Origin of the sequence: Ensifer sp. ENS09, from assembly GCF_014852425.1 — a bacterium.
Classification (GTDB): domain Bacteria; phylum Pseudomonadota; class Alphaproteobacteria; order Rhizobiales; family Rhizobiaceae; genus Ensifer.
The window spans coordinates 81878-108620 of the sequence record NZ_JACVBP010000002.1; the positions used below are offsets into that span (position 1 = coordinate 81878).

Consider the following 26743-nt stretch of genomic DNA (forward strand, 5'->3'; position numbering starts at 1 on the left):
TGCCGGCTTCACCTTTTGATTGATAAAGGCGACCGCTGCTTCTCGGGTCGGACTCTCCATTTTCCATCACCGGCGCAGCCGGCAGGAACCTTTACGAGCCTTGCGTTCATAGCTGCTTCGCAGGCGGAAGAAAACCCTGCTCTCCGTTGTCACGGGCAGAGAAAGCATCCACGGATTTTCAGGGGGAATGCGACGCCGATCCTGCGTCAAAAGAGCACGCTAGTAACAAGATTACGACAGTAATTGTCAACGGGAATATTTTACCCGACTGTAGCAAAAATGCAAAAAAACAGGATGACAGAGCCCAATGTTTGGGCTAGTTTCGGCTCACAAAACAGGCATGAAGATTAAATTCTTGCCGACTTTCGCGGTCAAGTCTTGGGAGGATAAGATCTTAGGCGCGCTTCGTCGCTGCCGCCGGAAACGGATTAAAGATCACGCGAAACTTGAAAAACAAGGCTTTTAGCCTTGTTTTTTTTTGCTTTTCAGCAAGCGGCATCCCCGCGAAGCACCTTGCAAAATTGAACTATGTCAATTTCACGGCGGTCAATCCTATAATTGCCCGGGTCTTCTCCGCAGGCATGCGCGACGGCGCCGTCAAGGCATGGATGCGCTCAACAGATCGCAGAGAATTTGTCGCAACGAGAACGATCGCCCTCGGGTGGCGGCGGCGATGAACTTATCAATAGAATTTTGGGTAGAAACGCGGAATGGAATCGATGCCGTAGCCCAGCCTGACGGACAGGATATACCAGGCGAGTTGAATGACGGCCGCAATTATGGTCGTCAGAAGCACGACCCGCTTGGCGTTGAACTTCGCCGGCGCGCTCTCGACACTCCCCGGAACGACGCTGTTTTCTTCCGCTTGGGTGCGCACGCCTAAGGGCAGCACGGCAAAGAGCGTAACCCACCAGATGATGAAGTAGATGGCAAAGGTCGAAAAAAGCGGCATTTCAAGCTCCCGGTGAAGGCGATCGGCAAGACGGTGGGCAGCCCCGTATTCGCCGCGACTTCCGCGACATTCCGTCCGCCTTATAGCGCCGCCGGCCCGATCGCACAAACCGTCATCGCGCGATCAACTGTCACACCTCTTCGAGCTCGATCAGCGTACCCTGAAAATCCTTGGGATGCAGGAAGAGCACCGGCTTGCCGTGCGCGCCGATCTTCGGCTCGCCATCCCCCAGCACCCGCGCTCCGGCGGCGCGCAACGCGTCGCGCGCCGACAGGATGTTCTCCACCTCGTAGCAGATGTGATGCATCCCACCCGAAGGGCTCTTCGCCAGGAAGGTCGCTATCGGCGAGCCCTCGCCGAGCGGCTCGAGCAGTTCGACCTTGGTGTTGGCAAGCGTAACGAACACGACAGTGACGCCGTGTTCTGGCAAAGCCTGCGGCTCGGTGACGGAGGCGCCGAGCGTCGAGCGATAGCTTTCGGCGGCCGCGTGAAGATCCGGCACGGCGATGGCGATGTGGTTCACTCTTCCAAGCATGGCGATCTCCCGCTTTGACGTCCGGCTTCGCTTACAAGGTTGCGCGCGACGAGCCAATCAGACTTTGGTGACAAACACCGTGACGATCGGCTTCTTGCCCCAGATCTGGTTGGCGGTGCTGCGCACGGCGCGGCGGACCGCCTCCTGCAGCATCGCCAGATCCTTGCGCTTGGCCCGCGGGATGCTCTCGACGGCGCCGAGAATGGCGTCATAGAGCGTGTCCTCCATGTCCTCACCCTCGTCGTCGAACTCCGGCAAGCCGATCGCGACGATATCCGGGTCGCCCAGGAAATCGTAGCGGCTGTCGAGAACGACGTTGACGGCGACATGGCCGGCGAAGGAGAGCTTCCGGCGTTCGCCGATGCCCATCTCCTCGAAGTCGCCGATGAGGCTGCCATCCTTGTAGATGCGGCCGTGGGGCGCTTCGTCAATCACTTCGGCGGGACCTGGCGCAAGACGCAGCATTTCGCCGTTCCGAAGACGCGGAACGCTGGCGATGCCGGACTGGCGACCCAGCTCGCCGTGCGCCGTCAGATGCGCCGCCTCGCCATGAACAGGCACAAGGATCTGCGGCCGCAGCCACTGGTACATCTGCTGCAGCTCGGTGCGACGCGGGTGGCCGGACACGTGCACCAACGCTTCGCTGTCGGTGATGATGTGGATGCCCTGTTCGACGAGGCCGTTCTTGATGTCGTTAATCGCCTTTTCGTTGCCCGGGATCGTGCGTGAGGAAAACACGACCGTGTCGCCTGCCGAGAAGGCGACATTGCGCATCTCGTCGCGGGCGATCTTGGCAAGGGCTGCCCGCGGCTCGCCCTGGCTGCCGGTGAGGATCACAACGACCTTATCACGCGGCACGTAGCCGAACTCGTCTTCGGCGAGGAAGGGCTTGATGCCTTCCATCAGCCCAAGGTCCGTAGCGACGGCGACGACCCGCTTCATCGAACTGCCGAGCAGGAGCACATCCCTGCCCGCCTCTTCGGCCGCTTCAGCGATCGAGCGGATGCGCCCGACATTCGAGGAGAACGTCGTGATCGCCACCCGACCCTCGGCACTGGCAATGATCTTCGTCAGGCTTTCGGAAACCTCCTGCTCTGATGGCGAAACACCGTCGCGCATCGCGTTGGTGGAATCGCAGACGAGCGCAAGCACTCCTTCATCGCCGATCTGGCGGAACCGCGCCTCGTCGGTCAGCGGCCCAAGCGACGGATGCAGATCGATCTTCCAGTCACCGGTATGAACCACGGTGCCCGCCGGCGTGCGGATGATCAGCGACATCGGCTCAGGGATCGAATGGTTGACGCCGACGGCCTCGATCTCGAAGGGGCCGACATTGATACGGTCGCCCTGCTTGAAGATGGTGACAGGGATTTCGCCCCGGCTCTTCTCGAAATCGCGCTTGGCTTCCAGCATGCCCGCCGTGAACGGCGAGGCGTAGACCGGAACGTTCAGCCCCGGCCACAGGTCGTTCAGGCCGCCATAGTGGTCTTCGTGGGCATGCGTGATGATGATGCCCTTGAGATTGCGACGTTCCTCGGCAAGGAAGCCGATATCGGGGAGAACGAGGTCGACGCCCGGAAGATCGGGCCCCGGAAACGTCACACCGCAATCGACCATGATCCACTGGCGGCTTCCCGGCCGCCCGTAGCCATAAAGGCCGAGGTTCATGCCGATTTCGCCGACGCCGCCGAGCGGCAAGAACACCAATTCTTCTTCTTGCGCCATGTCGTGTTGCGCCCCTGTTCCAAATTTATCCGAAAAATACGTCGCCGGCGGCAATCGCCTGCGTCATGCCGTTGCCGGTGTCGAGCACCAGCCGTCCGGCCTCATCAATACCGGCAAAGCGCCCTGAAAGCGACCGGTCCGGCAGGTTCACGGTTATCGTTTCGCCGATGCCGCGGGCTGCTGCCCGCCATTGTTCGATCGTCGTGGCGATACCGGCGCCCCGATCCCAAACCTGCAGGGTCTCCGCCATCGTCAGGAACAGGCGCGCAAACAGTTCGTCGGGCGAAACCGACGCTCCTTCGTTGGCCAGCGACGTCACGGGATAGAGCCCTTCATCCGGCTGGACCGCGATGTTGATGCCGCAACCGATGACCAGCGCCCGGCGCCCGTCCGGCAGGCTTTCGCCTTCAAGCAGGATACCGCAGGTCTTCTTGCCGTCGATCAGGATGTCGTTCGGCCACTTGATCTCCACCGGCGCCGAACCCGGCGGCATTACCTGGCGGATTGCCCTGTGAACGGCGACGGCGACAGCAAGCGGTAGCGAATGCAGTTGCTCGACCGGAGCCGGCTCAATGAGGAGAAGCGAAGCGTAGAGATTGCCCGGTTCGGAGAACCATGCCCGGCCGCGACGCCCGCGCCCGCCGGTCTGCCTGATGGCCGTGACCCAGAGATTGCCCAGGTCACCCTGGCGCGCACGCGCCAGGCATTCGCTGTTGGTCGACCCGACTGCATCGAGAGCGACGTGCCGGAAGTCGTCGAGCGAGATCCGGCCGCCGCTTTCAAAGGCGATCAAAAGAAGGTCCGCGCCGCGACTTCAGCGGCGTTTCCGAGCGGGCCGCCGATCAGGACGTATCCGAGAACGAACAGGCCCGAGAGACCGAAGACCAGCCGCAGTTCGCCGGCGGTGCGGGCGAACTCGCCCTTGGCATCGTCGAACCACATCACCTTGATGACGCGCAGGTAGTAGTAGGCGCCGACAACCGATGCGAGAACGCCGATGATGGCGAGCGCATAGAGCTGGGCTTCGATGGCCGCCATGAAGACGAAGTACTTCCCGAAGAAGCCTGCCATCGGCGGGATGCCGGCGAGCGAGAACATCAGGACGGTCAGCACGGTCGCCATGAAGGGGTTGGTCTGCGACAGACCGGCGAGATCGTCGACGTTCTCAACGTTTTCGCCTTCCTTGCGGCGCATCGCCAGGATGCAGGCGAAGGTGCCGAGCGTCATGACCATGTAGATGAGCATGTAGAGCAGCACGCCGCGAACACCAGCCATTGAGCCGGCGGCAAGGCCGACCAGCGCGTAGCCCATGTGGCCGATCGAGGAATAGGCCATCAGGCGCTTGATGTTCTTCTGGCCGATCGCCGCGAAGGCACCGAGCAGCATCGATGCGATCGAGATGAAGACGATGATCTGCTGCCAGTCTGCTACGACAGGCTCGAAGGCGTTGATGACGATGCGAACGAGGATGGCCATGGCGGCGACCTTCGGCGCGGCCGCGAAGAAGGCGGTGACTGGCGTCGGCGCCCCTTCGTAAACGTCAGGTGTCCACATGTGGAACGGCACGGCCGAGATCTTGAAGGCAAGGCCGGCGAGCACGAAGACCAGACCGAAGATCAGGCCAAGCGAGCGGCCTTCAGCCGTCAGCGCAGCCGCGATCTGGGTAAAGCCTGTGTGGCCGGTGAAGCCGTAGATCAGCGACATGCCGTAGAGCAGCATGCCCGAAGAAAGCGCACCAAGGACAAAGTACTTCAGGCCGGCTTCCGTCGAGCGCACGCTATCGCGGTTGATGGCGGCGACGACATAAAGGGCCAGCGACTGCAGTTCCAACGACAGGTAGAGCGACATCAGGTCGTTGGCCGAGATCATCAGGAGCATGCCAAGCGTTGCCAGCACCAGGAGCACCGGAAACTCGAAACGGTCGATCTGGGCAGAGCGCGCATGGCCGACCGTCATCACCAGGGCGGTGATGGAGCCGATCAGGGCAAGAACCTTCATGAACTTGGCGAAGGGATCCGACAGGAAGGCGCCGCCATAGGCTTCGCCTTCACCAGTCTTCAGAACGAGCCAGAGGCCGGCGATGATCAGAACGGCAACCGCAAGACCGGTGACCGTCGACGCCGACTTCTCGCCGGAAAACACGCCAATCATCAGCAATGCCATCGCGCCGACCGCGAGGATCAGCTCGGGGATCGAGAGTTGCAGGCTTGCAAGGAGGGTTTCAGCAGTCATGTCCAATCACGTCCTGTGGTCATTGCACCGAAAGCGCAACGTTTTGCGCTGCCTGCAGGGCTGCGGAGTAGTTGTTGACGAGCAGATCCACGGAGGCCGCGGTCGCATCGAAGATCGGTGCCGGGTAGACGCCGAAGAAGATCGTCAGGATCACCAGCGGATAAAGGATCGCCTTTTCGCGCGGCGACAGGTCGAGCAACGCCTTCAGGCTTTCCTTTTCCAAGGCACCGAACACGACCCGGCGATAGAGCCAGAGCGCGTAAGCCGCCGACAGGATCACGCCGGAGGTGGCAAAGAGCGCAACCCACGTGTTGGCACGGAAGGCGCCAACCAGGGTCAGCACTTCACCCACGAAGCTGGATGTGCCCGGCAGGCCGACGTTCGCCATGGTGAACACCATGAAGGCGACGGCATATTTCGGCATGTTGTTGACGAGACCGCCATAGGCGGAGATTTCGCGGGTGTGCAGACGATCGTAGACAACGCCGACGCAAAGGAAGAGCGCGCCCGAGACGATGCCGTGCGACAGCATCTGGAAGATCGCACCCTGAACGCCCTGAACGTTGGCAGCAAAGATACCCATTGTCACGTAGCCCATGTGTGCCACCGACGAATAGGCGATCAGCTTCTTGATGTCGGTCTGCATCAGCGCCACCAGCGAGGTGTAGATGATGGCGACGACCGAGAGCGTGAAGACGAACGGCTGGAAGTAGTCGGATGCCAACGGGAACATCGGCAGCGAGAAGCGCAAGAAGCCGTAACCACCGAGCTTCAGGAGCACGCCGGCCAGGATGACCGAGCCTGCAGTCGGCGCCTGAACGTGCGCGTCGGGAAGCCAGGTGTGGACCGGCCACATCGGCATCTTCACCGCAAAGGATGCGAAGAAGGCGAGCCAAAGCCAGGTCTGCATCTGGCGCGGGAAGTTATAGGCGAGCAACTGCGTGATGTCGGTCGTACCGGCCTGCCAGTACATCGCCATGATCGCAAGCAGCATCAGCACCGAGCCGAGCAGCGTATAGAGGAAGAACTTGTAGCTGGCGTAAACGCGGTCCTTGCCGCCCCAGACGCCGATGATGAGGAACATCGGGATCAGGCCGGCTTCGAAGAACACGTAGAACAGCACGATATCGAGCGACACGAAGACGCCGATCATGAACGTTTCCAGGACCAGGAACGCGATCATGTATTCCTTGAGCCGTTTCTCGATCGACAGCCAGCTTGCGAGCACGCAGAACGGCATGAGGAAGGCCGAGAGCACGACGAACAGCATCGAGATGCCATCGATACCCAGATGGTAGGAAATGCCGGTGCCGAGCCACTCATGCTTCTCGATCATCTGGAAGCCGGGGTTCGAGGCATCGAACTGGTACCAGATGTAGACCGACACCGCGAAGGTGAAGATCGTCGTCAGCAGCGAAACGTTCAGGATATTCCGGCGGCCGTAGGCGCTGTCTTCCCTGACAAGCAAGAGAAGCAGAACGCCGACGAGCGGCATGAAGGTGACCGCGGAAAGTACGGGCCAATCGGTCATCAGAAGGAACTCCTGAACATCATCCAAGTAACAAGCGCGGCAATGCCGATGAGCATCGCAAACGCGTAGTGATAGAGGTAACCAGTCTGCAGGCGGACAACGCGGTCAGTGACGTTGAGCACGCGAGCGGCAATGCCGTTCGGGCCGTAGCCATCGATCACGCGACCGTCGCCTTCCTTCCACAGGAAGGTGCCGAGCCACTTGGCCGAGCGCACGAACAGGAAGTCGTAGAGCTCGTCGAAGTACCACTTGTTCAAGAGGAACTGGTAGAGGCCGCGATGCTGTTCTGCCAGATACTTCGGCAGTTCCGGCCGGCGGATATACATGTACCAGGCGGTGAAGAGGCCAAGCGCCATGGCGCAGAACGGGCTCCACTTAACCCACTTCGGAACATCGTGGTAGGTCTCGAGGATTTCGTTCTCAGCCGATGTGAACAGCGCGCCCTTCCAGAACTCGGCATAGTGATGGCCGAAGAAGTAGTCGTGGAAGAGGAAGCCGGCGACGAGCGCACCAACACCAAGAATGTAGAGCGGCACCAGCATGACCTGCGGCGATTCGTGGACGTGATGCATGACATCCGAGGAAGCGCGCGGCTTGCCGTGGAACGTCATGAAGGCCAGACGCCAGGAGTAGAAGCTGGTGAAGAGCGCAGCGACGACCAGCAACGCGAAGGCAAAGCCGGAAACCGAGCTATGCGCGGCATAGGCGGATTCGATGATCGCGTCCTTCGAGAAGAAGCCCGCGGTACCGATGATCGTACCGGGGATGCCGACGCCGGTCAGTGCGATCGTGCCGATGAACATCATCCAGTAGGTAACCGGAATGTGCTTCCTGAGACCACCCATGTAACGCATGTCCTGCTCGCCATCGACGGCGTGGATGACCGAACCGGCACCCAAGAACAGGAGAGCCTTGAAGAAGGCGTGCGTGAACAGGTGGAAGATGGCCGCGCCATAGGCGCCGACGCCGAGCGCCACGAACATGTAGCCGAGCTGCGAGCAGGTCGAATAGGCGATGACGCGCTTGATGTCGTTCTGGACGAGGCCGACGGTCGCCGCGAAGAAGGCGGTGATCGCACCGATGATGGTGACGACGGTCAGCGCATCCGGCGACAGTTCGAACAGCGGCGACATGCGTGCAACGAGGAAGACGCCGGCGGTAACCATGGTTGCCGCATGGATAAGAGCCGAAACCGGGGTCGGGCCTTCCATGGCGTCCGGAAGCCAAGTGTGCAGCAGGAACTGCGCCGACTTGCCCATGGCACCCATGAAGAGCAACAGGCACGCGGCAGTAACGGCGTCAGCCTTGTCGAGATGCATGCCGAACAGGGTGACGACCGCCTCCCCTGCTGCTGCACCTTCAGCCGGCAGATAGGTCTTGGCGGCAGCGAAGATCGTCTCGAAGCTGATCGAACCGAACAGCACGAAGACGAGGAAGATGCCGAGCGAGAAGCCGAAGTCGCCGACGCGGTTGACGATGAAGGCCTTCATCGCCGCAGCATTGGCCGACGGCTTCTTGTACCAGAAACCGATGAGCAGGTAGGACGCCAGACCCACGCCTTCCCAGCCGAAGAACATCTGCAGCAGGTTGTCCGACGTGATGAGCATGAGCATCGCGAAGGTGAAGAGCGACAGATAGGCAAAGAAGCGCGGACGATGCGGATCGTGGTGCATGTAGCCGATCGAATAGACATGCACGAGCGTCGACACCGTGTTGACGACTACGAACATGACGGACGTCAGCGTATCGACGCGGAACGCCCATTCGACATCGAAGCTGCCGGACTGGATCCAGCGCAGCACCGAAACCTTGATCATTTCCTGGTGCCCCATGGCCACGTCGAAGAAGACGTACCAGGAGAGCGCAGCAGCGATGATCATCAGACCGCTGGTGACAAACTCCGATGCCTTGGCGCCGATCGAATTACCGAAGAGGCCGGCGATCAGAAAGCCGATCAAAGGCAGGAAGACGATAGCCTTGATGATGGTATCCATAGCCCAATCAGCCCTTCATCATGTTGACGTCTTCAACAGCGATCGAGCCGCGGTTGCGGTAGAAGACGACGAGAATTGCAAGTCCGATGGCCGCTTCCGCAGCCGCGACGGTCAGGATGAACAGGGCAAAGACCTGGCCAGTGATATCGTTCAGGAACGCCGAGAAGGCGACCATGTTGATATTGACCGCGAGAAGAATGAGTTCGACCGACATCAGGATGACGATGACGTTCTTCCGGTTCAGGAAGATGCCGAAGACGCCCAGCGTGAACAGGATGGCGCTGACGGTGAGATAGTGGGAAATTCCGATTTCCATTTTTTTGTTCCTCGATCTCGCGTCCGACTTAGATGCCCTGGCCGGGCTTGACCGAGACCACTTCGACGGCGGTCTCGGGCGTGCGGGCAACCTGCTGCGGGATGTTCTGGCGCTTGACGTTGTCGCGGTGGCGCAGGGTCAGCACGATCGCGCCGATCATGGCGACGAGCAGGACCAGGCCAGCGATCTGGAAGAAGTAGACGTAGTGGGTATAGAGCACGTCGCCGAGCGCTGCCGTGTTCGTGCGGTCGGCGACCGCCGGGATCGGCATCGAAATCGACTTGGCGATCTCCGGCGAGAACGTCGCACCGCCAACCACGATGATGAGCTCGGCTGCAAGGATCAGACCGATCAGAGCGCCGACCGGCGCGTATTCGAGCACACCGGCCCGCAGTTCCGCGAAGTCGATGTCGAGCATCATGACCACGAACAGGAACAGCACCGCGACCGCGCCGACATAAACGACCAGCAGGATCATCGCGAGGAATTCGGCGCCGGTCAGCAGGAACAGACCTGCCGAGTTAAAGAAGGTCAGGATCAGGAACAAAACCGAATAAACCGGGTTCCTGGCCGCAATGACCATGAATGCCGACGCCACCGCGATGAAGGCAAAGAGATAGAAAAAAAGAACCTGCAGACCCATGATCGGTGCCTTCTTCGTCTTGCACGGTGTGAGGCGCTTCTGGCCCCACTCCACAGGCAAAGCCGGACACGCGTCCGGCCGTTGCCCAAACCTATGTCACATGCACCGCCCTCCCCGGGGCGGCACTACGCTCTGGCCTCAGCGATAAGGCGAGTCCATTGCGATGTTGCGTGCGATTTCCCGTTCCCAACGGTCGCCGTTGGCGAGGAGCTTGTCCTTGTCGTAGTACAGCTCTTCGCGCGTCTCGGTGGCGAACTCGAAGTTGGGGCCCTCGACGATGGCATCGACCGGACAGGCTTCCTGGCAGAAACCGCAATAGATGCACTTCACCATGTCGATGTCGTAGCGAACCGTACGGCGGGTGCCGTCGTTGCGGCGCGGGCCGGCTTCGATGGTGATGGCCTGTGCAGGACAGATCGCCTCGCACAGCTTGCAGGCGATGCAGCGTTCTTCACCGTTCGGATAACGGCGCAGCGCATGCTCGCCGCGGAAGCGCGGGCTGACCGGCCCCTTTTCGAAGGGGTAGTTCAACGTCGCCTTCGGCTTGAAGAAATAACGCATCGACAGAAAGAACGCGCCGACGAATTCCTTCAGGAACAGCGAGCTGACGGCTTGCGAAAGACCGGCCATCATTTACCTCCAGAGTTGCCGGCCTGGGAGCGGCCGGCGGTATGCTGCCAAACGTGAGCCATCGTCATGCGGCTCCCGTCAGCTTGAGAACGAACGCAGTGATCACGACCATTGCGAGAGAGATCGGCAGGAAGACCTTCCAGCCAAGACGCATCAGCTGGTCGTAGCGGTACCGCGGCACGAAAGCCTTCACCATCGCGAACATGAAGAACACGAAGGATGCCTTCAGCACGAACCAGATGATGCCGGGAACCCAGTTGAGGAACCAGACGTCGACCGGAGGAAGCCAGCCGCCGAGGAACAGGATCGTCGTCAGCGCGCACATCAGGCAAATGGCGGCGTATTCGCCGAGCATGAACATCATGTAAGGCGTGGAGCCGTACTCGACCATGAAGCCGGCGACGAGTTCGGATTCCGCTTCCGGAAGATCGAAGGGCGGGCGGTTCGTTTCGGCCAGCGCCGAAATGAAGAACACGATGAACATCGGGAACAGCGCCAGCCAATGCCAGTCGAGGAACGACGCCGGCAGGCCGAGGTTCGTACCAATTCCGCTCGACTGCGCGTTGACGATGTCCGTCAGGTTCAGCGAGCCGACGCAGAGCAGAACGGTGACGATGACGAAGCCGATCGAGACTTCGTAGGAAACCATCTGTGCCGCGGAGCGAAGCGCGCCGAGGAAGGGATATTTGGAGTTCGACGCCCAACCGCCCATGATGATGCCATAAACTTCAAGCGAAGATATGGCGAACACGAAGAGGATACCGACGTTGATGTTCGCGATCACCCAGCCGGCGTTGAGCGGGATCACCGCCCAGGCGGCAAGCGCCAGCGTCACGGAGACGAGCGGGGCGAGCAGGAAGATCGCCTTGTTGGCGCCGGCGGGAATCACCGGCTCCTTGAAGACGAACTTCAAAAGGTCGGCAAAGGACTGGAAAAGTCCCCACGGGCCTACCACATTCGGACCACGGCGGAGCTGAACTGCAGCCCAGATCTTACGGTCAGCGAGCAGGATGTAGGCGATGAAAAGCAGCAGCGCGACCAGGAGCAGCAGCGACTGGGCGACCATGATGATCGCGGGCCAGACATAGGTCGAAACGAAAGCGTCCATGATACTCTATTCCCTCGCGCTCATTCCGCCGCAGCTTTGAAATTGTTGCGTGCCAAAGCCGAGCATTCGGCCATGACGGCGGATGCGCGCGCTATCGGGTTCGTCAAATAGAAGTCTTTGACCGGAGACGCAAACACGGATTTGCCCATCTCACCGGCTTTTTGACCAAGTGCGGCAATTTCGTCGCCGTTGCCGGTCGCGATCGCGTCGATATCGGCGAAATGCGGGTGGGCCGCATAGAGCTTCGAGCGCAATTCGCCAAGCGAATCAAAGGGCAGCTTCTTGCCGAGCACGTCGGAAAGCGCGCGGATGATCGCCCAATCCTCGCGGGCATCGCCCGGTGCGAAGCCGGCGCGGTTGCCGACCTGAACGCGGCCTTCGGTGTTGACCCAGGTACCGGACTTTTCGGTGTAGGTCGCGCCCGGCAGGATGACGTCGGCTGCATGTGCGCCGTTGTCGCCGTGCGAGCCGATATAGACCGTGAAGCCGGACTTGCGTTCCGCAAGATCGATCTCGTCGGCGCCGAGCAGGAAGAGAACGTCGGAGGCGGTGACCATCTCGGCCGCCGTCTTGCCGTTCGCGCCCGGAACGAAGCCGAGGTCGAGACCACCGACGCGGGAGGCGGCCGTGTGAAGAACGGCAAAGCCGTTCCACTCAGCGGTGACCGCACCGACGGCGCCAGCGAGCTTGGCGGCAGCGGAAAGAACGGCAGCGCCGCCCTCCCCTGCAACAGCACCCTGGCCGATGAGGATCATCGGGCGCTGCGCCTTCTTCAAGGTCGCCGCAAACTTGCCCTTGCCGGAGACGAGCTCGGCCAGCGTTTCGGTGCCGGCGCCGAGATATTCGTATTCATAGCGCAGCTCGCCCGGCTCGCCGATCACGGCAATCGGGAAGTTGCCCATGCGGTAACGCTTGCGGATGCGGGCGTTGAGAACAGACGCCTCGAAGCGAGGATTGGAGCCGATGATCAGCAGCGCGTCAGCGCTTTCGATGCCAGCGATCGTCGGGTTGAAGAGGTAGCTGGCGCGGCCGAGCGACGGGTCGAGTGCGGCACCATCCTGGCGGCAGTCAACGCTTTCGGAGCCGAGCGCTGCAATCAGGCTCTTCAGCGCGTACATTTCTTCGACCGAAGCGAGGTCGCCGGCAATGGCGCCGATCTTGTCGCCAGAGGTCTGGGCAACGGCAGCCTTGACCGCCTGGAAGGCTTCGCCCCAGGTCGCCGGCTGCAGACGACCGTCCTTCTTGACGTAAGGACGATCGAGACGCTGCGTCTTCAGGCCATCCCAGATGAAGCGGCTCTTGTCGGAGATCCACTCTTCATTGATGTCCTCGTTGACGCGCGGCATGATGCGCATGACTTCGCGGCCGCGGGTGTCGACGCGGATCGCCGAGCCGAGCGCGTCCATCACGTCGATGGATTCGGTCTTGTTCAGCTCCCACGGACGGGCGGTGAAGGCAAACGGCTTCGAGGTCAGCGCGCCGACCGGGCAGAGGTCAACGACGTTGCCCTGCAGCTCGGAGGTCATCGCCTGCTCGAGATAGGTGGTGATTTCGGCGTCTTCGCCGCGGCCGATCAGGCCAAGCTCGGCAATGCCGGCAACTTCTGTCGTGAAGCGAACGCAGCGCGTGCAGTGAATGCAGCGGTTCATCACGGTCTTGACGAGCGGGCCGATGTACTTGTCTTCGACGGCGCGCTTGTTTTCCTGGTAGCGCGAGCTGTCGATACCGAAGGCCATGGCCTGGTCCTGCAGGTCGCATTCGCCGCCCTGGTCACAGATCGGGCAGTCGAGCGGATGGTTGATCAGCAGGAATTCCATCACGCCTTCGCGCGCCTTCTTGACCATCGGCGTGGTCGTGAAGACTTCCGGCGCTTCGCCGTTCGGGCCCGGACGGAGGTCGCGCACGCCCATGGCGCAGGAGGCGGCGGGCTTGGGCGGCCCTCCCTTCACCTCGATCAGACACATGCGGCAGTTGCCGGCGACCGAAAGCCGCTCGTGGAAACAGAAGCGCGGAACTTCAGCCCCGGCCTCTTCGCACGCCTGAAGCAGCGTGAAATGATCCGGTACCTCGATCTCTTTTCCGTCGACTTTCAGCTTTGCCATCTTCGTACTCAATCCTGTCTTCCGTCCGTCGGCCCATCGGCGACGGACAATTCCAACACAGCCTTGCTGCTTGCGGGCGATGGCCGTCTCCGGTCCCCGCCCCTATTGTCTCACGCGCCTTTCAGCGCCTTGGCCTGTCCAACCCAATCGTCCCGCTTGATCCGCCCGCCGAAGCCAAGCTCGTCGTCGAAGCGGGCGACATCCGCCTCGCTCCAGCCGGCGATGTCGGCAAAGCCGCTGATGCCCTTGGCGTTCAGCACCTGCTCGAGCTTCGGGCCGATGCCGGAGATCCGCTTGAGGTCGTCGGCGGCTTTCGCCTTGGCACGCGCGGTGCGCGCCCTGACCACCTTTTCAGCGGCAACCTTCTCGACCGCCGGCTTTGCCGCTGCGCGCTTGGCAGGCGCGGAGGGCCTGGCGACCGGTTCCGGCTTTGCTTCGGCCTGCGTCGTCTTTGCGACGACGGCAGGCGCCGCGTCAGAGGCTGCGGGCTCTACACGCTTCTGCGCTGCCTCGACGGCCCCTTGCATCGCGCCGATCATGGCGCCTGCAATCTGGGTCGTGATACCTAAGCCGATCGCGGTCGCTGCCGCAACTGCGGCTGCCGGATGGACCATCAGCGGATGCAGCGGCACCTTTGAAAGGCCCTTCATCCATTCGCCCATGCCGAACGGATCGGCCGGATCGCCGCCAAGCGGACGCGCGAACGGAATGCCTGCTTCGGCCTGTCCCTTCATCTGTCCCTCCCCGCGTGCGCCGGCCATCGTGCCTTACTCCGCCGCTTCCAGAACCGCGCCATGCGACGAGGCATTGCGGGTGTATTCGTCGATGCGCGCTTCCATCTCCGGACGGAAATGCTTGATCAGGCCCTGGATCGGCCAGGCGGCTGCGTCGCCGAGCGCGCAGATCGTATGGCCTTCCACCTGCTTGGTGACGTCGAACAGCATGTCGATCTCGCGCTTCTGGGCGCGCCCCTGAACCATGCGTTCCATGACGCGCATCATCCAGCCGGTACCTTCGCGGCACGGCGTGCACTGGCCGCAGCTCTCATGCTTGTAGAAGGCGGAGAGGCGCCAGATCGCCTTGATGATGTCGGTCGACCGGTCCATCACGATGACGGCGGCGGTTCCGAGGCTGGAACCAACCTCGCGCAGGCCGTCGAAATCCATGATCGCGTCCTTCATCTGCGCGCCAGGCACGCAAGGAACGGACGAACCACCGGGGATGACGGCGAGCAGGTTGTCCCAGCCGCCGCGAATGCCGCCACAGTGCTTTTCGATCAGCTCATGGAACGGGATCGACATCGCGTCTTCGACCGTGCAAGGACGGTTGACGTGGCCGGAGACCGAATAGAGCTTGGTGCCGTGATTGTTCGGACGGCCGAAGCTCGTGTACCAGCCGGCGCCGCGACGCAGGATCGTCGGGGTAACCGCGATCGACTCGACATTGTTGACGGTCGTCGGGCAGCCGTAGAGGCCCATGTTGGCCGGGAACGGCGGCTTCAGGCGCGGCTGGCCCTTCTTGCCTTCGAGGCTTTCGAGCAGCGCGGTTTCTTCGCCACAGATATAGGCGCCGGCACCATGGTGCACGTAGATGTCGATGTCGTAGCCGAGCTTGTTGTTCTTGCCGAGCAGGCCGTAGGCGTAGCACTCGTCGATCGCGGCCTGCAGCGCCTCGCGCTCGCGGACGAATTCGCCGCGCACGTAGATGTAGGCGACATGGGCACCCATGGCGAAGCTGGCGACGACACAGCCTTCGATCAGCGTGTGCGGATCGTGACGCATGATGTCACGGTCCTTGCAGGTGCCGGGCTCGGACTCGTCGGCGTTGACGACGAGGTAGTGCGGACGGCCGTCGCTTTCCTTCGGCATGAAGGACCACTTGAGGCCCGTCGGGAAGCCGGCGCCGCCACGGCCGCGAAGGCCGGAGGCCTTCACTTCGTTGACGATCCAGTCACGGCCCTTTTCGAGCAGCTGCTTGGTGCCGTCCCAGTGGCCGCGCGCCATGGCGCCCTTCAGGGACTTGTCCTTGAGGCCGTAAATGTTGGTAAAGATGCGGTCTTCATCTCTGAGCATAATTCACCTCTTTACCGCGGCTTCTTGCCGAAGACCTTGATGTATTCGGCTTCGCCGCCCTTGGCGAGCGCCTTGGCCTGCTTGACCCAGTCGTCGCGTTCGATGCGGCCCTTGAAATTCAGGTATCCGTCAACCCACTCGCGCTCCGCCTTCTTCCACGAAGCAACTTGCGCGTAGGTGTAGATGCCCAGTTCGTTGAGCGTACCTTCTATCTTCGGACCGACGCCCGAGATCAGCTTGAGGTCGTCGACAGCTGCCGGCTTATCGATACCGGCCGGACGGTTCTTGTCCTCCAGCGACGGCTTGCCGGAAACGGCGGCGGCCTTCACCGGGGTCGACTTGTCAACGGTGTCGCCTTCAACCTTGGCGTTGGCAGCGGCTTCCGCCTTTGCCGTTGCCGGCGTCTTCAGCGAAGCATTGGTCTCGCTCGCTGCGGTCTTGACACGGCCGGCGTTCGACGGCGGAACCGAGACGGCCGGCGCATCGCTTGCCTTCTTGGCAGCGCCGGGCGCAGCCTTGGCCGAAGCAGAGCCTGCCGCCATCAGCGTGGTCGGGCCACCCTCGGGTGCGGAATAGATGCGATCGATCTGCGGACCGGGGGTAACTTCAGCACCCTTGCCTGCCTCAAACCGGTCGATGATCTGCTCGAGTTGCTCGGGCGTCAGGTCTTCGAAGGTGTCCTTGAAGATCATGACCATCGGTGCGTTGACGCAGGCGCCCTGACATTCGACTTCTTCCCAGGAGAGCGTGCCGCTCTCGTTCAGGGTGAAGGGATCATGGGCAATCTTGCTCTTGCAGACCTTGATCAGGTCTTCGGCGCCACGCAGCATGCAGGGCGTCGTGCCGCAAACCTGAACGTGGGCGCGCGTGCCGACCGGCTTCAACTGGAACTGGGTGTAGAAGGTCGCAACTTCGAGCGCGCGGATATACGGCATGCCGAGCATGTCCGCGATCGACTCGATGGCGGCCTTCGTGACCCAACCGTCCTGGTCCTGGGCGCGCATCAACAACGGGATGACGGCAGACTGCTCACGACCCTTGGGGTATTTGTTGATCGTTTCCTTCGCCCAGGCGGCGTTCTCCTTGCTGAAGGCAAAGCTCGCTGGCTGGACGGTGTCTTCGGCTAGTCGACGAACGGACATTCTAGTGGACACCTTATCAGTTAATCGAACCGCACCGCGATTTCGTCACCGAGACGAATTCGCAGGCATAGGCTGACTGGTCTTTCTGCAAAAATACGATGTAGCGCGTGCCATTGGCGACCGCGGCCTTGATCTCGTAGCCCTTGGCAACGAGATCGGCCATCGAGCCCCCGCGCATGCCGCCCGACGTCGCGCCGCTATCGACCTGCTCCTGTGCGGAAGCGGTCGATGCGAGTGCGAGAAGAGCGAGCGTGGCCAGGGGCGCGAGACGCATCAGCGGTCCACCTCACCGAACACGATATCGAGGGAGCCCAGCACGGCCGAAACGTCGGCAAGCTGGTGTCCCCGACAGAGGAAATCCATCGCCTGGAGATGCGCATAACCCGGAGCGCGGATCTTGCAGCGATAGGGCTTGTTGGTGCCGTCGGAGACGAGATAGACGCCGAATTCACCCTTCGGCGCTTCGACGGCGGCGTAAACGTCGCCGGCGGGCACGTGGTAGCCTTCGGTGTAGAGCTTGAAGTGGTGGATGAGCGCTTCCATCGAACGCTTCATCTCGCCGCGCTTCGGCGGAACGATCTTGCCGTCGAGCGACGAAACCGGGCCGACCTTGGCGTCGCCGAGCAGGCGATCGACGCACTGGCGCATGATGCGCGCCGACTGGCGCATTTCGATCATGCGGATCAGGTAGCGGTCGAAGCAATCGCCGTTCTTGCCGATCGGGATATCGAACTCCATGTCCGAATAGCATTCGTAGGGCTGCGAACGGCGCAGGTCCCAGGCAGCGCCCGAGCCACGCACCATCACGCCCGAGAAGCCCCAGGCCCAGGCATCGTCGAGCTTGACGACGCCGATGTCGACGTTGCGCTGCTTGAAGATGCGGTTTCCGGTCAAGAGTTCGTCGATATCGTCGACGGTCTTCAGGAACGGATCGATCCACTTGCCGACGTCTTCGACGAGTTCGTGCGGCAGGTCCTGGTGGACGCCGCCCGGACGGAAATAGGCCGAGTGCATGCGCGCGCCGCAGGCACGCTCATAAAACACCATCAGCTTTTCGCGCTCTTCGAAGCCCCAGAGCGGCGGCGTCAGCGCACCGACGTCCATCGCCTGCGTGGTGACGTTCAGAAGATGCGACAGGATACGGCCGATTTCCGAATAGAGAACGCGGATGAGCTGGCCGCGGATCGGAACTTCCGTGCCCGTCAGCTTCTCAACAGCCAGAGCGAAAGCGTGCTCCTGGTTCATCGGCGCCACGTAATCGAGGCGGTCGAAATAGGGCACGGCCTGCAGATAGGTCTTGGTCTCGATCAGCTTCTCAGTGCCGCGATGCAGCAGGCCGATATGCGGATCGACGCGCTCGACGATTTCGCCATCAAGCTCGAGCACCAGACGAAGAACGCCGTGGGCCGCCGGATGCTGCGGGCCAAAGTTGATGTTGAAATTGCGGACGTTATGTTCGGTCATACCGATTGCTCCAGGCCGGACGGCAGCCGTTCACCGGCTACCGCGGACCATTTAGTCTCACCGTGCTTTCGCCTTCTCGTCGCCGGGCAGCACGTAGTCCGTGCCTTCCCAGGGAGAGAGGAAGTCGAAGTTGCGGAATTCCTGCTTCAGTTCGACGGGTTCGTAGACGACGCGCTTTGCTTCGTCGTCGTAACGCACTTCGACAAAACCGGTGACCGGGAAGTCCTTGCGCAGCGGATGTCCTTCGAAACCGTAGTCCGTCAGGATGCGACGCAGGTCAGGGTGGCCGGTAAACAGGATGCCGTACATGTCGTAGGCTTCGCGCTCGAACCAGTCGGCACCGGGATAGACCGGCGTGGCCGACGGAACCGGCTCGTTTTCGCCGGTTGCGACCTTGATGCGCACGCGCAGGTTCTGGCGCGGCGACAAGAGATGATAGACAACGTCGAAACGGTCCGGCCGCTGCGGCCAGTCGACGCCGCAGACATCGACGAAATTGACGAAGGCGCACTGCACATCGTCACGAAGAAACGTCAGCAGCGCGATCAGGTTCGCCGATGTCGTCGTCAGCGTCAGCTCGCCGTAGGCCAGCGATGCGCCGGAGATCAGCGCGCCGCGCGTTTCACGCAGGTAGGACGCAAGCTCATTCAGGGCTTCACTCATATCAAAGACCCCCTGCCCTTAGCGCTCGATCGTGCCGGTCCGGCGGATCTTCTTCTGCAGCAGGAGCACGCCGTAAAGCAGCGCTTCTGCCGTGGGAGGACAGCCTGGCACATAGATGTCGACGGGAACGACGCGGTCGCAGCCGCGAACAACGGAATAGGAATAGTGGTAGTAGCCGCCGCCGTTGGCGCACGAGCCCATCGAGATGACGTAACGCGGCTCCGGCATCTGGTCATAGACCTTGCGGAGCGCAGGCGCCATCTTGTTGGTCAGCGTGCCGGCGACGATCATGACGTCGGACTGGCGCGGCGAGGCGCGCGGCGCAAAGCCGAAACGCTCTGCGTCGTAACGCGGCATCGACATCTGCATCATCTCAACCGCGCAGCAGGCGAGACCGAAGGTCATCCACATCAGCGAACCGGTACGGGCCCAGTTGATGAGCTCGTCAGTCGAGGTGACCAGAAAACCCTTGTCGGCGAGCTCATTGTTGATCTCGCCGAAGAATGCGTCATTGCTGCCAATCGGCTTGCCGGTGGAGGGATCGATGATCCCTTTCGGCTTGGGCGCAACGAGCGTGGTGCCGGAGGTCAGTTCCATTCCAGCGCTCCCTTCTTCCATTCATAGATAAAGCCGATCGTCAGCACACCGAGGAAGACCATCATCGACCAGAACCCGAACCAGCCGAGTTCGTGGAACGATACCGCCCAGGGGAAGAGGAAGGCGACTTCAAGGTCGAAGATGATGAAGAGGATCGACACGAGGTAGAAGCGGATGTCGAACTTCATGCGGGCGTCGTCGAACGCATTGAAGCCGCACTCGTAGGCCGACAGCTTTTCCGAATCAGGAGCCTTGAAGGCGACGGCGAAGGGCGCAATCAGAAGCGCCACACCGATCACCAATGCGATTCCAATGAAAATCGCGATCGGAACGTAGGAACCGAGAAGTTCAGTCATTGTTATCCGTCCCTGCCTGCGGGAGGGCGCATGGGAGAGCGCCAGAACAACAAATCTCGCAGGCCGAAAAATATGTTGCAACGCCGGAGTGGTTAGCGCAGCCCGCGTCGTCGCGCAAGCCTTGAGGGGCCATTTAAACCGCTTCGCACCACAGGATCAGACGGGTGATACCGACAAAGCGCCGATTTGCGGGCCGAGGCGAACTTTACGGTAAAACAAAGCGAGACGAGACAGATTGCCGCAGCGCACAATCCGGCCCTAAAGCCGACGCGATTTGCAAGAAAGGAGGAGAGAAGAAATGGCGCGAGTGACGGGGCTCGAACCCGCGACCTCCGGCGTGACAGGCCGGCACTCTAACCGACTGAGCTACACCCGCGCATGATGACCGCGAACGATCATTAGTATCACCATCAGCCCTCGATGAGAACCTAAGGCAATTCCAGATCAAGAGTGGCGCGAGTGACGGGGCTCGAACCCGCGACCTCCGGCGTGACAGGCCGGCACTCTAACCGACTGAGCTACACCCGCATCATCTTGACTTGGTTGAGGCGTTTCCGCCCCGCATCGAGCAGCAGCGCCGTTCGATGAGCGGCTAACTAAGCGGTTCGGATTGGGGTGTCAAGCGTGTTTGAAGACAAATCCGTGACGGAATGAAAATTGATCCACAGGGCAATAAAACGATCGAAATCAGAATGGACCAATGGCGCCTGCCGCCACCGGCCCATCGCCCCTCCCCGATCATGCTCTGGTCCATGCGCATACAGGGAGGTTGATTCCGGATCTTCTTCCCTCCCTCCCCCGCGCATCGTTGCCGGGGCGCCATACGCGTATTTTGTCCACAAGCACGAAGCCCGCAGTTTCAGGGGATCGCGCAATCGCCAACAAAAAAAATCAAAAAAACGATACAAATGCTCTTGCGGTTTTTTTCGGTTACGCCTAGATCACGGCCACCGACGCGGCGGACTGATCCGGTCCAAACGCGGAAGGGCGATTAGCTCAGTTGGTAGAGCGCCTCGTTTACACCGAGGATGTCGGGAGTTCGAGTCTCTCATCGCCCACCATTTTCTCCCGAAGAAAAATATCATCGAACCCGCCCCATTTGTCGCTCACGTTATCGCGCGCCGTTTGCGATCTGCCTTTCGTTCTGAGTTGCCTTCGCTTTAGAGCTCGGCCGTCAGCGGCCGGGAATCAGGGATTCGACGGCCCCGATCGCGATACCCGCCACCGTCACCCTCGCCTGAAGCAGCAAGACCGCCAAATCGCAATGTGTCGGTGGCGCAGCGGCGCTAGCCGCCGCGATACTGCTCGTCGCTTACATGCTCCAGCCAATCCACAGCCTTCCCGTCGAGCGCCTCCTGAATCGCAAGGTGGACCATCGCCGTATCGGGCGCTGCACCGTGCCAGTGCTTTTCGCCCGGCGGGAACCAGACGACATCGCCCATGCGAATCTCCTGCACCGGGCCACCCCAGCTTTGCACGAGGCCACGGCCGGCGGTGACAACCAGCGTCTGGCCGAGCGGATGCGTATGCCAGGCCGTGCGCGCGCCGGGCTCGAAGGTGACGCTGACGGCGCGGACGCGCGCCGGTGCAGCGGCCTCGATTACCGGGTCCTGGCGCACCGTGCCGGTGAAGTATTCCGCCGGAGCGCGCATCGAAGGTCTCGATCCACCGGGTATGATGTCCATCTCTCGTTCCTCCGATTTTCGTATGCGCGCTCGTCGTCAGCAGAAATGCGCTACGGCCAACAGGCCCGACCTCATCCGCGAGCCTATCATAACCTGTGAATTGTCACAGTCGGACAGGCCTCACGGGCGATCTCGCAAAGATGTTCGTGGTGCGTCAGATAGATCACCTGGCCGACACGCGCCATTTCGGCCATTTGCTCGAAGGCGCGGCCTGCGCGCCCGTCGTCAAAGGTCTCCATGATGTCGTCGGCGATGAAGGGCAGCGATTCGCGGGCGGCGGCGATTTCGTGATAGCCGGCGATCCTGAGTGCCAGATAGAGCTGAAAGCGCGTGCCCTTGGAAAGGTCCTTTGCAAGCTTCGATCCGCCGGCCGCAGCATTGGCGATCAGGAACTCCTGGCCCCGGTCGGACTGCGCCGACAGGCCGGAATATTCTCCGCCGCTGATCCGGCTGAAAGTCTCCGACGCGCGCCGCATCATGGCGCTGCGGTGCCGCTCGCGGAAAAGACGAAGCGCGGTCTCGGCGGCAATGACGCCGGCGCGAAGCCGCAGATAGGCAAGTGCCTTGTTTTCGATGTCGAGCAGCAGCGTCCGCCGCTTTTGCTCGAGTTCTGCGACCGTGTCGCCGCCTTCGACAGCTGCGAGCGCCTTTTCCCTTTCCCGCATTTGCGTATGCAGTTCACTCACGTCGCGGTCGCATTCTTCGAGTGCCGCATCCAGCCGCGCCAGTTCCAGCCGAACCGCCGTATCGTCAAGTTCCGCGAGCAAAGCTTCCGCCTGCCCGCTCTCGGCGACCTCAAGGCGAGAGGCAAGTTCTGCTTCCGATTCGGCAATGCGTTCACGCAGGCGCTGCTGTTCCCGGCTAGCCTCGAATAGCTGCGCGGCCTCGTCGAGCGTTTCGCAATCGAAGAATTCAAGCACCTGCCGCCTACGCGCCAGATGGAGTTCCCGCTCCGCACCCGCGACACGCCGCTCTTCCTCCAGACGGGCGAGTTCGGCGAGGAAGGTTGCGCGGCGATCCGAAAGCCGCTGCGCCTCGGCGGCGCGCGTCTTCAACGTCATGTAGGTCGTCAGCGTGTCGTCAGCGACCGCCCCGCCGGCAAGCTCGGCAATGACACGGTCGAACTCAACCTGGTCCTTGCGCATGCCGGCGATGCGATACTCGAGATCGACCTTGCGCTGCGTCAGCTTGTCTAGCTCCTGCAGGATCGCCAGCATCGGGCCGGCCTGCTCCGGCGTCAGCGGTTCGCTTCGCGCGGCCAGCCAGCTTTTGGCAAGAACCTCCGTCCATTGCTCGTGCCAGGCGGCGATCGCGTCTTCGGCCATATCCAGCGCCGACTGCCGGCTTTCCAGAAGCGTTCGCGCCCGCTTTGCCGCCTCACGGGCCGCACTGCGGGCGCCATCCAGCGCGCGCGCCTGCGACACCGCTTGCTCGGCGGCAAGGAGAAGCTTGTCGAGCCGCTCCGGCAGGCGTCCACCTAAGTCTATGGCCGCAAGCTCCTCGCGCAGGCCGGCAATAGCTTCGGCCTCCTCCGCATGGGCGCGATCGAAATCTTGGCGCGCGGTGCGCAAGTGCACACGCAGCTCCAGCGCCGCAAGCCGTGTGATCAGCCAGGCCTCCAGCTGCGTCAGGCTCACCGCGCCAGGTAAGCCGCAGGCCAACACACCTTTTGCCAACACCTGTGCCTGCGCCGCCGCGTCGGCCAGAGATTGCTTCTCCTGGTGACGCAGCGCCTCGATGCGGGCGCGCCGCTCGGCGATCGACAGCGACAGGCCGCGCATGTCGGCAAGCCGCGCGGTGTCCGCAAGGCGTCGCGCGGAAACCTCGTCGTCTTCGCTCATCACCTGCTCGAAGGCAGCGGCCGTTTCCAGAGCAAGCTCAACCTTGTGCTGGCGCCACGCTTCATCGCGGCGCTGGCGCAGCGCTACGGCCGAGAGATCGTCCATCGTACCGCCGACGGCGGAAAGTCCGGCCAGTCGCGCCTCATCCCCCGCCAGCAGCTCCTCATCGGCGGCGATGCGGTCGACAACACGCAGGTGCCGTTCCTCCTGGCTGGTAGCCGCCTTGCGCCAGGTCTCCAGCGTTGCCGGCGACGGAACGTCGAGCGCGAGCAGGTCATCGGCCGTTCCGGCAAAGGGCCTCAGTTGTACGAGCCTATCGGCGAGTTCAGCATCCAGCCGGTCGATCGCCTGTTGGGCCGCCTGCTTGCGCAGGACGCAATCACTGCGCCGCAACAGCGACAGCTTTTCGGCAAGCCCGGAGATATCAGCCGCCCCCTGCTCTTCGAGCTTTAGCAGGCCGCCTTCAGCATCCCGATCCGATTCGACCGCGCTCTGCAGCTCCAGACGAGCCGAGGCAACACGCTCCACAAGCGCCGAGTGCCGGCGCGCCAGATCCTGAAGCTGTGCGCCGGTCCCGGCCGGCAACAAAAGCGACGCGGGATCGCGGTCGGCCGGTTCGCCGAGCCGCAGCAGGCAACCAAGAATTTCTGCCCCGGTCCGCGCCAGATCCTCCAGTCGAGACGGCATGTCGCGCGCGGCGGTGACATAGCGCGCATCAAGCGCGGTTTCCTGAAGTGCGGTCAGGCGCTCGATCAGGCAGAGGCCTTCCTTGTCGAGCGGCATTTCCTCGAGCGCATTGCGGCGATGCTGCATCTCGCTGTCGCTCTGCCGCAGCCTGATCTCGATCTCCGCTTCCTGGCGCCGAAGCGCCGGCAGCTCGCTCGCCCACTCCGCCGGCGGGACCGGCAGCGGCGGAGCGCTCGCCAGCTCCACACGGAGGGCACGCAACCGCCCGAAATGGGGCAGCGCTTCAATCTCGGCTTTCAGACGGGTCCGCGCCAGCCGCAGTTCGGCACGGCGCGTGATCCCTTCGTCGTGGCGTTCGCGCGCCTGCGTCAACGTCTTGCGCAGCGCCGCATATTCGCGCGCATTGATATCGAGCGTATTGCGTTCGACCCTCAGGGCCTCAAGCTCGCCTTTCAGCTCCGCCAGTTGATGCTTGCGTGCCTGTGGCCGATAGAAGCCGTCGGCCTGCCCGCGCAGAGCTGCAAGGATCGCCGTGCTGTCCGGCAATCCCGAGCTTGCCGAAAACAGCAGCGACCCGAGTTCGCCCTCGCTTTTCAGGATCGCCTCGCCGCCCTTCTCGATGCTCTCGTCGTCCAGCGAGAACATCATCTGGTAGGTGTCGCGATCGATCGCGCCGAGCGCTCCGGAAAACAGGTTGTCGGGCAAGGGCTGCTCGTCGAGGCCGACCAGCGAGTTCGTCTTTCGCTTGATCCGGAAGACACGATCGCTGCGGCCAGCCGCTTCGATCGTGCCGCCCACGCGCATCGTCTGGTATGGGTGCAGGAAGCCATAGGGGCTCGAATGCTCGATGCCGAAGAGCAGGTCGAGGAAGCCGGAGAACAGGGTCGACTTTCCAGCCTCGTTCGGGCCGTAGACGATGTGGAGATCGGGCGTGCCGAGCACGCTGTCGCCGAAGTCGAGGCGGCGATCGGTGAACTTGCCGTAGCGGACGAGATCGAGCACGCTGAGCCGCATCAGTGGCCACCCTCGCCGGCGCCGCCGCCATGAAGATGGGCGAGCACCTCGGCGGTTCCCGACACGCCGGCTTCGAACGCCAGCCGCGCGACCGCCTCTTCGTCCGGCGCCAGAGATTGGCGAAGCTCGGGTGGAAGCTGTTGCAGAACATCTTCCACGGCTGCCAGCACGTCCTGGCGGAACCCGTGCGCCGGCAGGACGTCCGTTTCGACGAGTGCGGCCAACTCTTCGACGGGATCGAGCATGGTGCCCGGTTTTTCGATCCGGGCGTTGCCGCAGGTGAGTTCGACCTTCTCGATCCAGCATCCGGCGATCCCGGCGGCGATGTTGTCGATTTCCGCCCGTAGCAGGTCGGCGTCGCGGCGAAGGCGCCAGGCCAAGGGCGTCGCGCCGGCGAGTCCCAGGCGCAGGATGACGTTCTCTGCCGCTGATTCACTACAGATGCGCGACAGCGCCTGCCTGACGGCATCGAGCATATCGCGCCATTCCGTGATGCCCGTCAGATCGGCACGAAGGCGTTCGAAGCTGGCAATGCCAATCACCCGCTCGGCAACACTGAGGCGGCCCTCGTCGTCGACCGTGACGAGCGACACGCTCTTCACGCCGACCTCGTTGATGTCGCGGCCCTGCGGCATGCCCGGCATGACGATGAAGGGCTCTGCCGCGTGGACCTGCCGCTGATGGATATGGCCGAGCGCCCAGTAATCGAAGCCATGGGCAACGAGATCGGCGACGCTGCAGGGGGCATAGAGATCGTGACCGGCGGCGCCGGCGAGGCTCGTGTGCAGCATGCCGATGTTCACCGCGCCGGGCACCGGCGGCTGGAAGGCCGGAAGCAGGCTTTCGGGCGCATGCGGGCTGGCGAAGCTTACCCCGTGCACATAGACGTCACGACCACTTGCCAGCGTCTTGGCGACCACCGCCTTCGCCCTGCCCTTGAAGACGTGGGCCGATGGCGGCAGGGTCAGCTCATTGGTGACCTGTGACTGGGCGTCGTGATTGCCGCGGATGATGAAGACGCGGATACTGTGTTCGTCGAGCCTGCGCAGTTCCCGGCCGAGAAAAAGAGCCGTGTTCATCGACGTCTGGCTGCCGTCATAGAGGTCGCCGGCAATCAGCAAGGCATCGGCCTCTTCGGCGATGCAAAGATCGACGATCTTGACCAGAGCCTGCCGTGACGCCCCGCGCACGATCTCGGCGAGATCGGCGTTTCTAAGGGCGAGGCTGCGGAGGGGCGAATCGAGATGCAGGTCTGCGGTATGGACGAAACGGAAGGGCATGGCCGACCATGGCCGCCCCGCCACCGCCCGTCAATCAGCCGTCATGCGTCATCCACTTGCGAGATGCGCAGCCTGCCGGAAAGCATATTTCGAACATCTGAAGTAAAGGCAGCGCTAATACAGACGCGGCCGGCGGCAATAGTTAACATCGTCCACTCCAGACATCGCGGCGCT

24 protein-coding genes and 3 tRNA genes are annotated in these 26743 nt (G+C 62.2%); 2 read left to right on the plus strand and 25 right to left on the minus strand.

Going from position 1 to position 26743, the window contains the following annotated elements:
* Window positions 1-446: 446 nt before the first annotated feature.
* Complete coding sequence (locus tag IB267_RS33110; protein ID WP_210335887.1) at window positions 447-677, plus strand: hypothetical protein; 231 nt, start codon at window positions 447-449, stop codon at window positions 675-677.
* A gap of 5 nt (window positions 678-682) precedes the next feature.
* Here the strand turns inward: IB267_RS33110 and IB267_RS08555 are convergent, their stop codons facing one another.
* From IB267_RS08555 to IB267_RS08660, 22 genes are all read right to left on the minus strand, one after another.
* Window positions 683-952: a DUF1467 family protein gene (locus tag IB267_RS08555; protein ID WP_192447267.1), complete on the minus strand. Its 270-nt coding sequence runs from the start codon at window positions 950-952 to the stop codon at window positions 683-685.
* Window positions 953-1082: 130 nt separating this feature from the next.
* The gene (gene mce, locus IB267_RS08560) at window positions 1083-1487 is read right to left on the minus strand and encodes a methylmalonyl-CoA epimerase (RefSeq protein ID WP_192447268.1); all 405 of its coding nucleotides are present in this window, start codon (window positions 1485-1487) and stop codon (window positions 1083-1085) included.
* Window positions 1488-1544: 57 nt separating this feature from the next.
* Window positions 1545-3212 (minus strand): ribonuclease J, encoded by a 1668-nt coding sequence (locus IB267_RS08565; RefSeq protein ID WP_043626129.1) that lies wholly within the window; start codon window positions 3210-3212, stop codon window positions 1545-1547.
* Between the two features lie 25 nt (window positions 3213-3237).
* Window positions 3238-4002 (minus strand): biotin--[acetyl-CoA-carboxylase] ligase, encoded by a 765-nt coding sequence (locus tag IB267_RS08570; RefSeq protein ID WP_192448276.1) that lies wholly within the window; start codon window positions 4000-4002, stop codon window positions 3238-3240.
* Window positions 4002-5444, minus strand: a complete 1443-nt coding sequence (gene nuoN / locus IB267_RS08575; RefSeq protein ID WP_192447269.1) for an NADH-quinone oxidoreductase subunit NuoN — start codon at window positions 5442-5444, stop codon at window positions 4002-4004. The genes IB267_RS08570 and nuoN overlap by 1 nt, the downstream gene beginning before the upstream one ends.
* Before the next feature lie 19 nt (window positions 5445-5463).
* A complete protein-coding gene (locus IB267_RS08580; RefSeq protein WP_192447270.1) occupies window positions 5464-6975 on the minus strand; it encodes an NADH-quinone oxidoreductase subunit M in 1512 nt (503 codons plus the stop codon).
* Window positions 6975-8969: an NADH-quinone oxidoreductase subunit L gene (gene nuoL / locus IB267_RS08585; RefSeq protein WP_192447271.1), complete on the minus strand. Its 1995-nt coding sequence runs from the start codon at window positions 8967-8969 to the stop codon at window positions 6975-6977. Before nuoL ends, IB267_RS08580 begins: the two co-directional genes overlap by 1 nt.
* Window positions 8970-8976: 7 nt before the next feature.
* Complete coding sequence (gene nuoK / locus IB267_RS08590; RefSeq protein ID WP_034803568.1) at window positions 8977-9285, minus strand: NADH-quinone oxidoreductase subunit NuoK; 309 nt, start codon at window positions 9283-9285, stop codon at window positions 8977-8979.
* A 28-nt stretch (window positions 9286-9313) separates the two neighbouring features.
* Complete coding sequence (locus IB267_RS08595; RefSeq protein WP_043626138.1) at window positions 9314-9928, minus strand: NADH-quinone oxidoreductase subunit J; 615 nt, start codon at window positions 9926-9928, stop codon at window positions 9314-9316.
* 138 nt (window positions 9929-10066) lie between these two features.
* A complete protein-coding gene (gene nuoI, locus IB267_RS08600) occupies window positions 10067-10558 on the minus strand; it encodes an NADH-quinone oxidoreductase subunit NuoI (RefSeq protein WP_025426590.1) in 492 nt (163 codons plus the stop codon).
* Window positions 10559-10622: 64 nt separating this feature from the next.
* Entirely contained in the window at window positions 10623-11666 is a 1044-nt protein-coding gene (gene nuoH, locus IB267_RS08605) for an NADH-quinone oxidoreductase subunit NuoH (protein WP_034803570.1), read from the minus strand.
* A gap of 20 nt (window positions 11667-11686) precedes the next feature.
* Entirely contained in the window at window positions 11687-13768 is a 2082-nt protein-coding gene (gene nuoG / locus IB267_RS08610) for an NADH-quinone oxidoreductase subunit NuoG (RefSeq protein ID WP_192447272.1), read from the minus strand.
* A 110-nt stretch (window positions 13769-13878) separates the two neighbouring features.
* Window positions 13879-14529 carry an NADH:ubiquinone oxidoreductase gene (locus tag IB267_RS08615; protein ID WP_192447273.1) on the minus strand — a complete coding sequence of 217 codons (651 nt, stop codon included), beginning with the start codon at window positions 14527-14529 and terminating at the stop codon, window positions 13879-13881.
* A 6-nt stretch (window positions 14530-14535) separates the two neighbouring features.
* Complete coding sequence (gene nuoF / locus IB267_RS08620) at window positions 14536-15840, minus strand: NADH-quinone oxidoreductase subunit NuoF (protein ID WP_192447274.1); 1305 nt, start codon at window positions 15838-15840, stop codon at window positions 14536-14538.
* An 11-nt stretch (window positions 15841-15851) separates the two neighbouring features.
* A complete protein-coding gene (locus IB267_RS08625) occupies window positions 15852-16982 on the minus strand; it encodes an NADH-quinone oxidoreductase subunit E (protein WP_192447275.1) in 1131 nt (376 codons plus the stop codon).
* 16 nt (window positions 16983-16998) lie between these two features.
* On the minus strand, window positions 16999-17256 hold the full coding sequence (locus IB267_RS08630; protein WP_043626153.1) for a hypothetical protein: 258 nt from the start codon (window positions 17254-17256) through the stop codon (window positions 16999-17001).
* A complete protein-coding gene (locus IB267_RS08635; RefSeq protein ID WP_192447276.1) occupies window positions 17256-18446 on the minus strand; it encodes an NADH-quinone oxidoreductase subunit D in 1191 nt (396 codons plus the stop codon). Before IB267_RS08635 ends, IB267_RS08630 begins: the two co-directional genes overlap by 1 nt.
* Window positions 18447-18503: 57 nt before the next feature.
* On the minus strand, window positions 18504-19109 hold the full coding sequence (locus IB267_RS08640; protein WP_192447277.1) for an NADH-quinone oxidoreductase subunit C: 606 nt from the start codon (window positions 19107-19109) through the stop codon (window positions 18504-18506).
* An 18-nt stretch (window positions 19110-19127) separates the two neighbouring features.
* Window positions 19128-19706 carry an NADH-quinone oxidoreductase subunit B family protein gene (locus tag IB267_RS08645; protein WP_034803591.1) on the minus strand — a complete coding sequence of 193 codons (579 nt, stop codon included), beginning with the start codon at window positions 19704-19706 and terminating at the stop codon, window positions 19128-19130.
* Complete coding sequence (locus IB267_RS08650) at window positions 19697-20062, minus strand: NADH-quinone oxidoreductase subunit A (protein WP_034803593.1); 366 nt, start codon at window positions 20060-20062, stop codon at window positions 19697-19699. The genes IB267_RS08645 and IB267_RS08650 overlap by 10 nt, the downstream gene beginning before the upstream one ends.
* Before the next feature lie 299 nt (window positions 20063-20361).
* Window positions 20362-20438 (minus strand) — tRNA-Asp (locus IB267_RS08655).
* 75 nt (window positions 20439-20513) lie between these two features.
* Window positions 20514-20590 (minus strand) — tRNA-Asp (locus IB267_RS08660).
* Window positions 20591-21047: 457 nt separating this feature from the next.
* Here IB267_RS08660 and IB267_RS08665 point away from each other — a divergent pair.
* A tRNA-Val gene (locus IB267_RS08665) sits at window positions 21048-21123 on the plus strand.
* Between the two features lie 225 nt (window positions 21124-21348).
* Here the strand turns inward: IB267_RS08665 and IB267_RS08670 are convergent.
* The 3 genes from IB267_RS08670 to IB267_RS08680 form a co-directional block, all read right to left on the minus strand.
* A complete protein-coding gene (locus IB267_RS08670; RefSeq protein WP_192447278.1) occupies window positions 21349-21747 on the minus strand; it encodes a cupin domain-containing protein in 399 nt (132 codons plus the stop codon).
* An 86-nt stretch (window positions 21748-21833) separates the two neighbouring features.
* Window positions 21834-25289, minus strand: coding sequence for an AAA family ATPase (locus tag IB267_RS08675; protein WP_192447279.1), 3456 nt, complete (start codon window positions 25287-25289; stop codon window positions 21834-21836).
* Window positions 25289-26569, minus strand: coding sequence for a DNA repair exonuclease (locus IB267_RS08680; protein ID WP_192447280.1), 1281 nt, complete (start codon window positions 26567-26569; stop codon window positions 25289-25291). The genes IB267_RS08675 and IB267_RS08680 overlap by 1 nt, the downstream gene beginning before the upstream one ends.
* Window positions 26570-26743: the final 174 nt, after the last annotated feature.

Bases quoted from the DNA above. Each gene is read 5' to 3' on its own strand.
- IB267_RS08555 (WP_192447267.1), bottom strand. From the start codon at position 952: ATGCCGCTTTTTTCGACCTTTGCCATCTACTTCATCATCTGGTGGGTT.
- mce (WP_192447268.1), bottom strand. From the start codon at position 1,487: ATGCTTGGAAGAGTGAACCACATCGCCATCGCCGTGCCGGATCTTCAC.
- IB267_RS08565 (WP_043626129.1), bottom strand. From the start codon at position 3,212: ATGGCGCAAGAAGAAGAATTGGTGTTCTTGCCGCTCGGCGGCGTCGGC.
- nuoN (WP_192447269.1), bottom strand. From the start codon at position 5,444: ATGACTGCTGAAACCCTCCTTGCAAGCCTGCAACTCTCGATCCCCGAG.
- IB267_RS08580 (WP_192447270.1), bottom strand. From the start codon at position 6,975: ATGACCGATTGGCCCGTACTTTCCGCGGTCACCTTCATGCCGCTCGTC.
- nuoL (WP_192447271.1), bottom strand. From the start codon at position 8,969: ATGGATACCATCATCAAGGCTATCGTCTTCCTGCCTTTGATCGGCTTT.
- nuoK (WP_034803568.1), bottom strand. From the start codon at position 9,285: ATGGAAATCGGAATTTCCCACTATCTCACCGTCAGCGCCATCCTGTTC.
- IB267_RS08595 (WP_043626138.1), bottom strand. From the start codon at position 9,928: ATGGGTCTGCAGGTTCTTTTTTTCTATCTCTTTGCCTTCATCGCGGTG.
- nuoI (WP_025426590.1), bottom strand. From the start codon at position 10,558: ATGGCCGGTCTTTCGCAAGCCGTCAGCTCGCTGTTCCTGAAGGAATTC.
- nuoH (WP_034803570.1), bottom strand. From the start codon at position 11,666: ATGGACGCTTTCGTTTCGACCTATGTCTGGCCCGCGATCATCATGGTC.
- nuoG (WP_192447272.1), bottom strand. From the start codon at position 13,768: ATGGCAAAGCTGAAAGTCGACGGAAAAGAGATCGAGGTACCGGATCAT.
- IB267_RS08615 (WP_192447273.1), bottom strand. From the start codon at position 14,529: ATGGCCGGCGCACGCGGGGAGGGACAGATGAAGGGACAGGCCGAAGCA.
- nuoF (WP_192447274.1), bottom strand. From the start codon at position 15,840: ATGCTCAGAGATGAAGACCGCATCTTTACCAACATTTACGGCCTCAAG.
- IB267_RS08625 (WP_192447275.1), bottom strand. From the start codon at position 16,982: ATGTCCGTTCGTCGACTAGCCGAAGACACCGTCCAGCCAGCGAGCTTT.
- IB267_RS08630 (WP_043626153.1), bottom strand. From the start codon at position 17,256: ATGCGTCTCGCGCCCCTGGCCACGCTCGCTCTTCTCGCACTCGCATCG.
- IB267_RS08635 (WP_192447276.1), bottom strand. From the start codon at position 18,446: ATGACCGAACATAACGTCCGCAATTTCAACATCAACTTTGGCCCGCAG.
- IB267_RS08640 (WP_192447277.1), bottom strand. From the start codon at position 19,109: ATGAGTGAAGCCCTGAATGAGCTTGCGTCCTACCTGCGTGAAACGCGC.
- IB267_RS08645 (WP_034803591.1), bottom strand. From the start codon at position 19,706: ATGGAACTGACCTCCGGCACCACGCTCGTTGCGCCCAAGCCGAAAGGG.
- IB267_RS08650 (WP_034803593.1), bottom strand. From the start codon at position 20,062: ATGACTGAACTTCTCGGTTCCTACGTTCCGATCGCGATTTTCATTGGA.
- IB267_RS08670 (WP_192447278.1), bottom strand. From the start codon at position 21,747: ATGGACATCATACCCGGTGGATCGAGACCTTCGATGCGCGCTCCGGCG.
- IB267_RS08675 (WP_192447279.1), bottom strand. From the start codon at position 25,289: ATGCGGCTCAGCGTGCTCGATCTCGTCCGCTACGGCAAGTTCACCGAT.
- IB267_RS08680 (WP_192447280.1), bottom strand. From the start codon at position 26,569: ATGCCCTTCCGTTTCGTCCATACCGCAGACCTGCATCTCGATTCGCCC.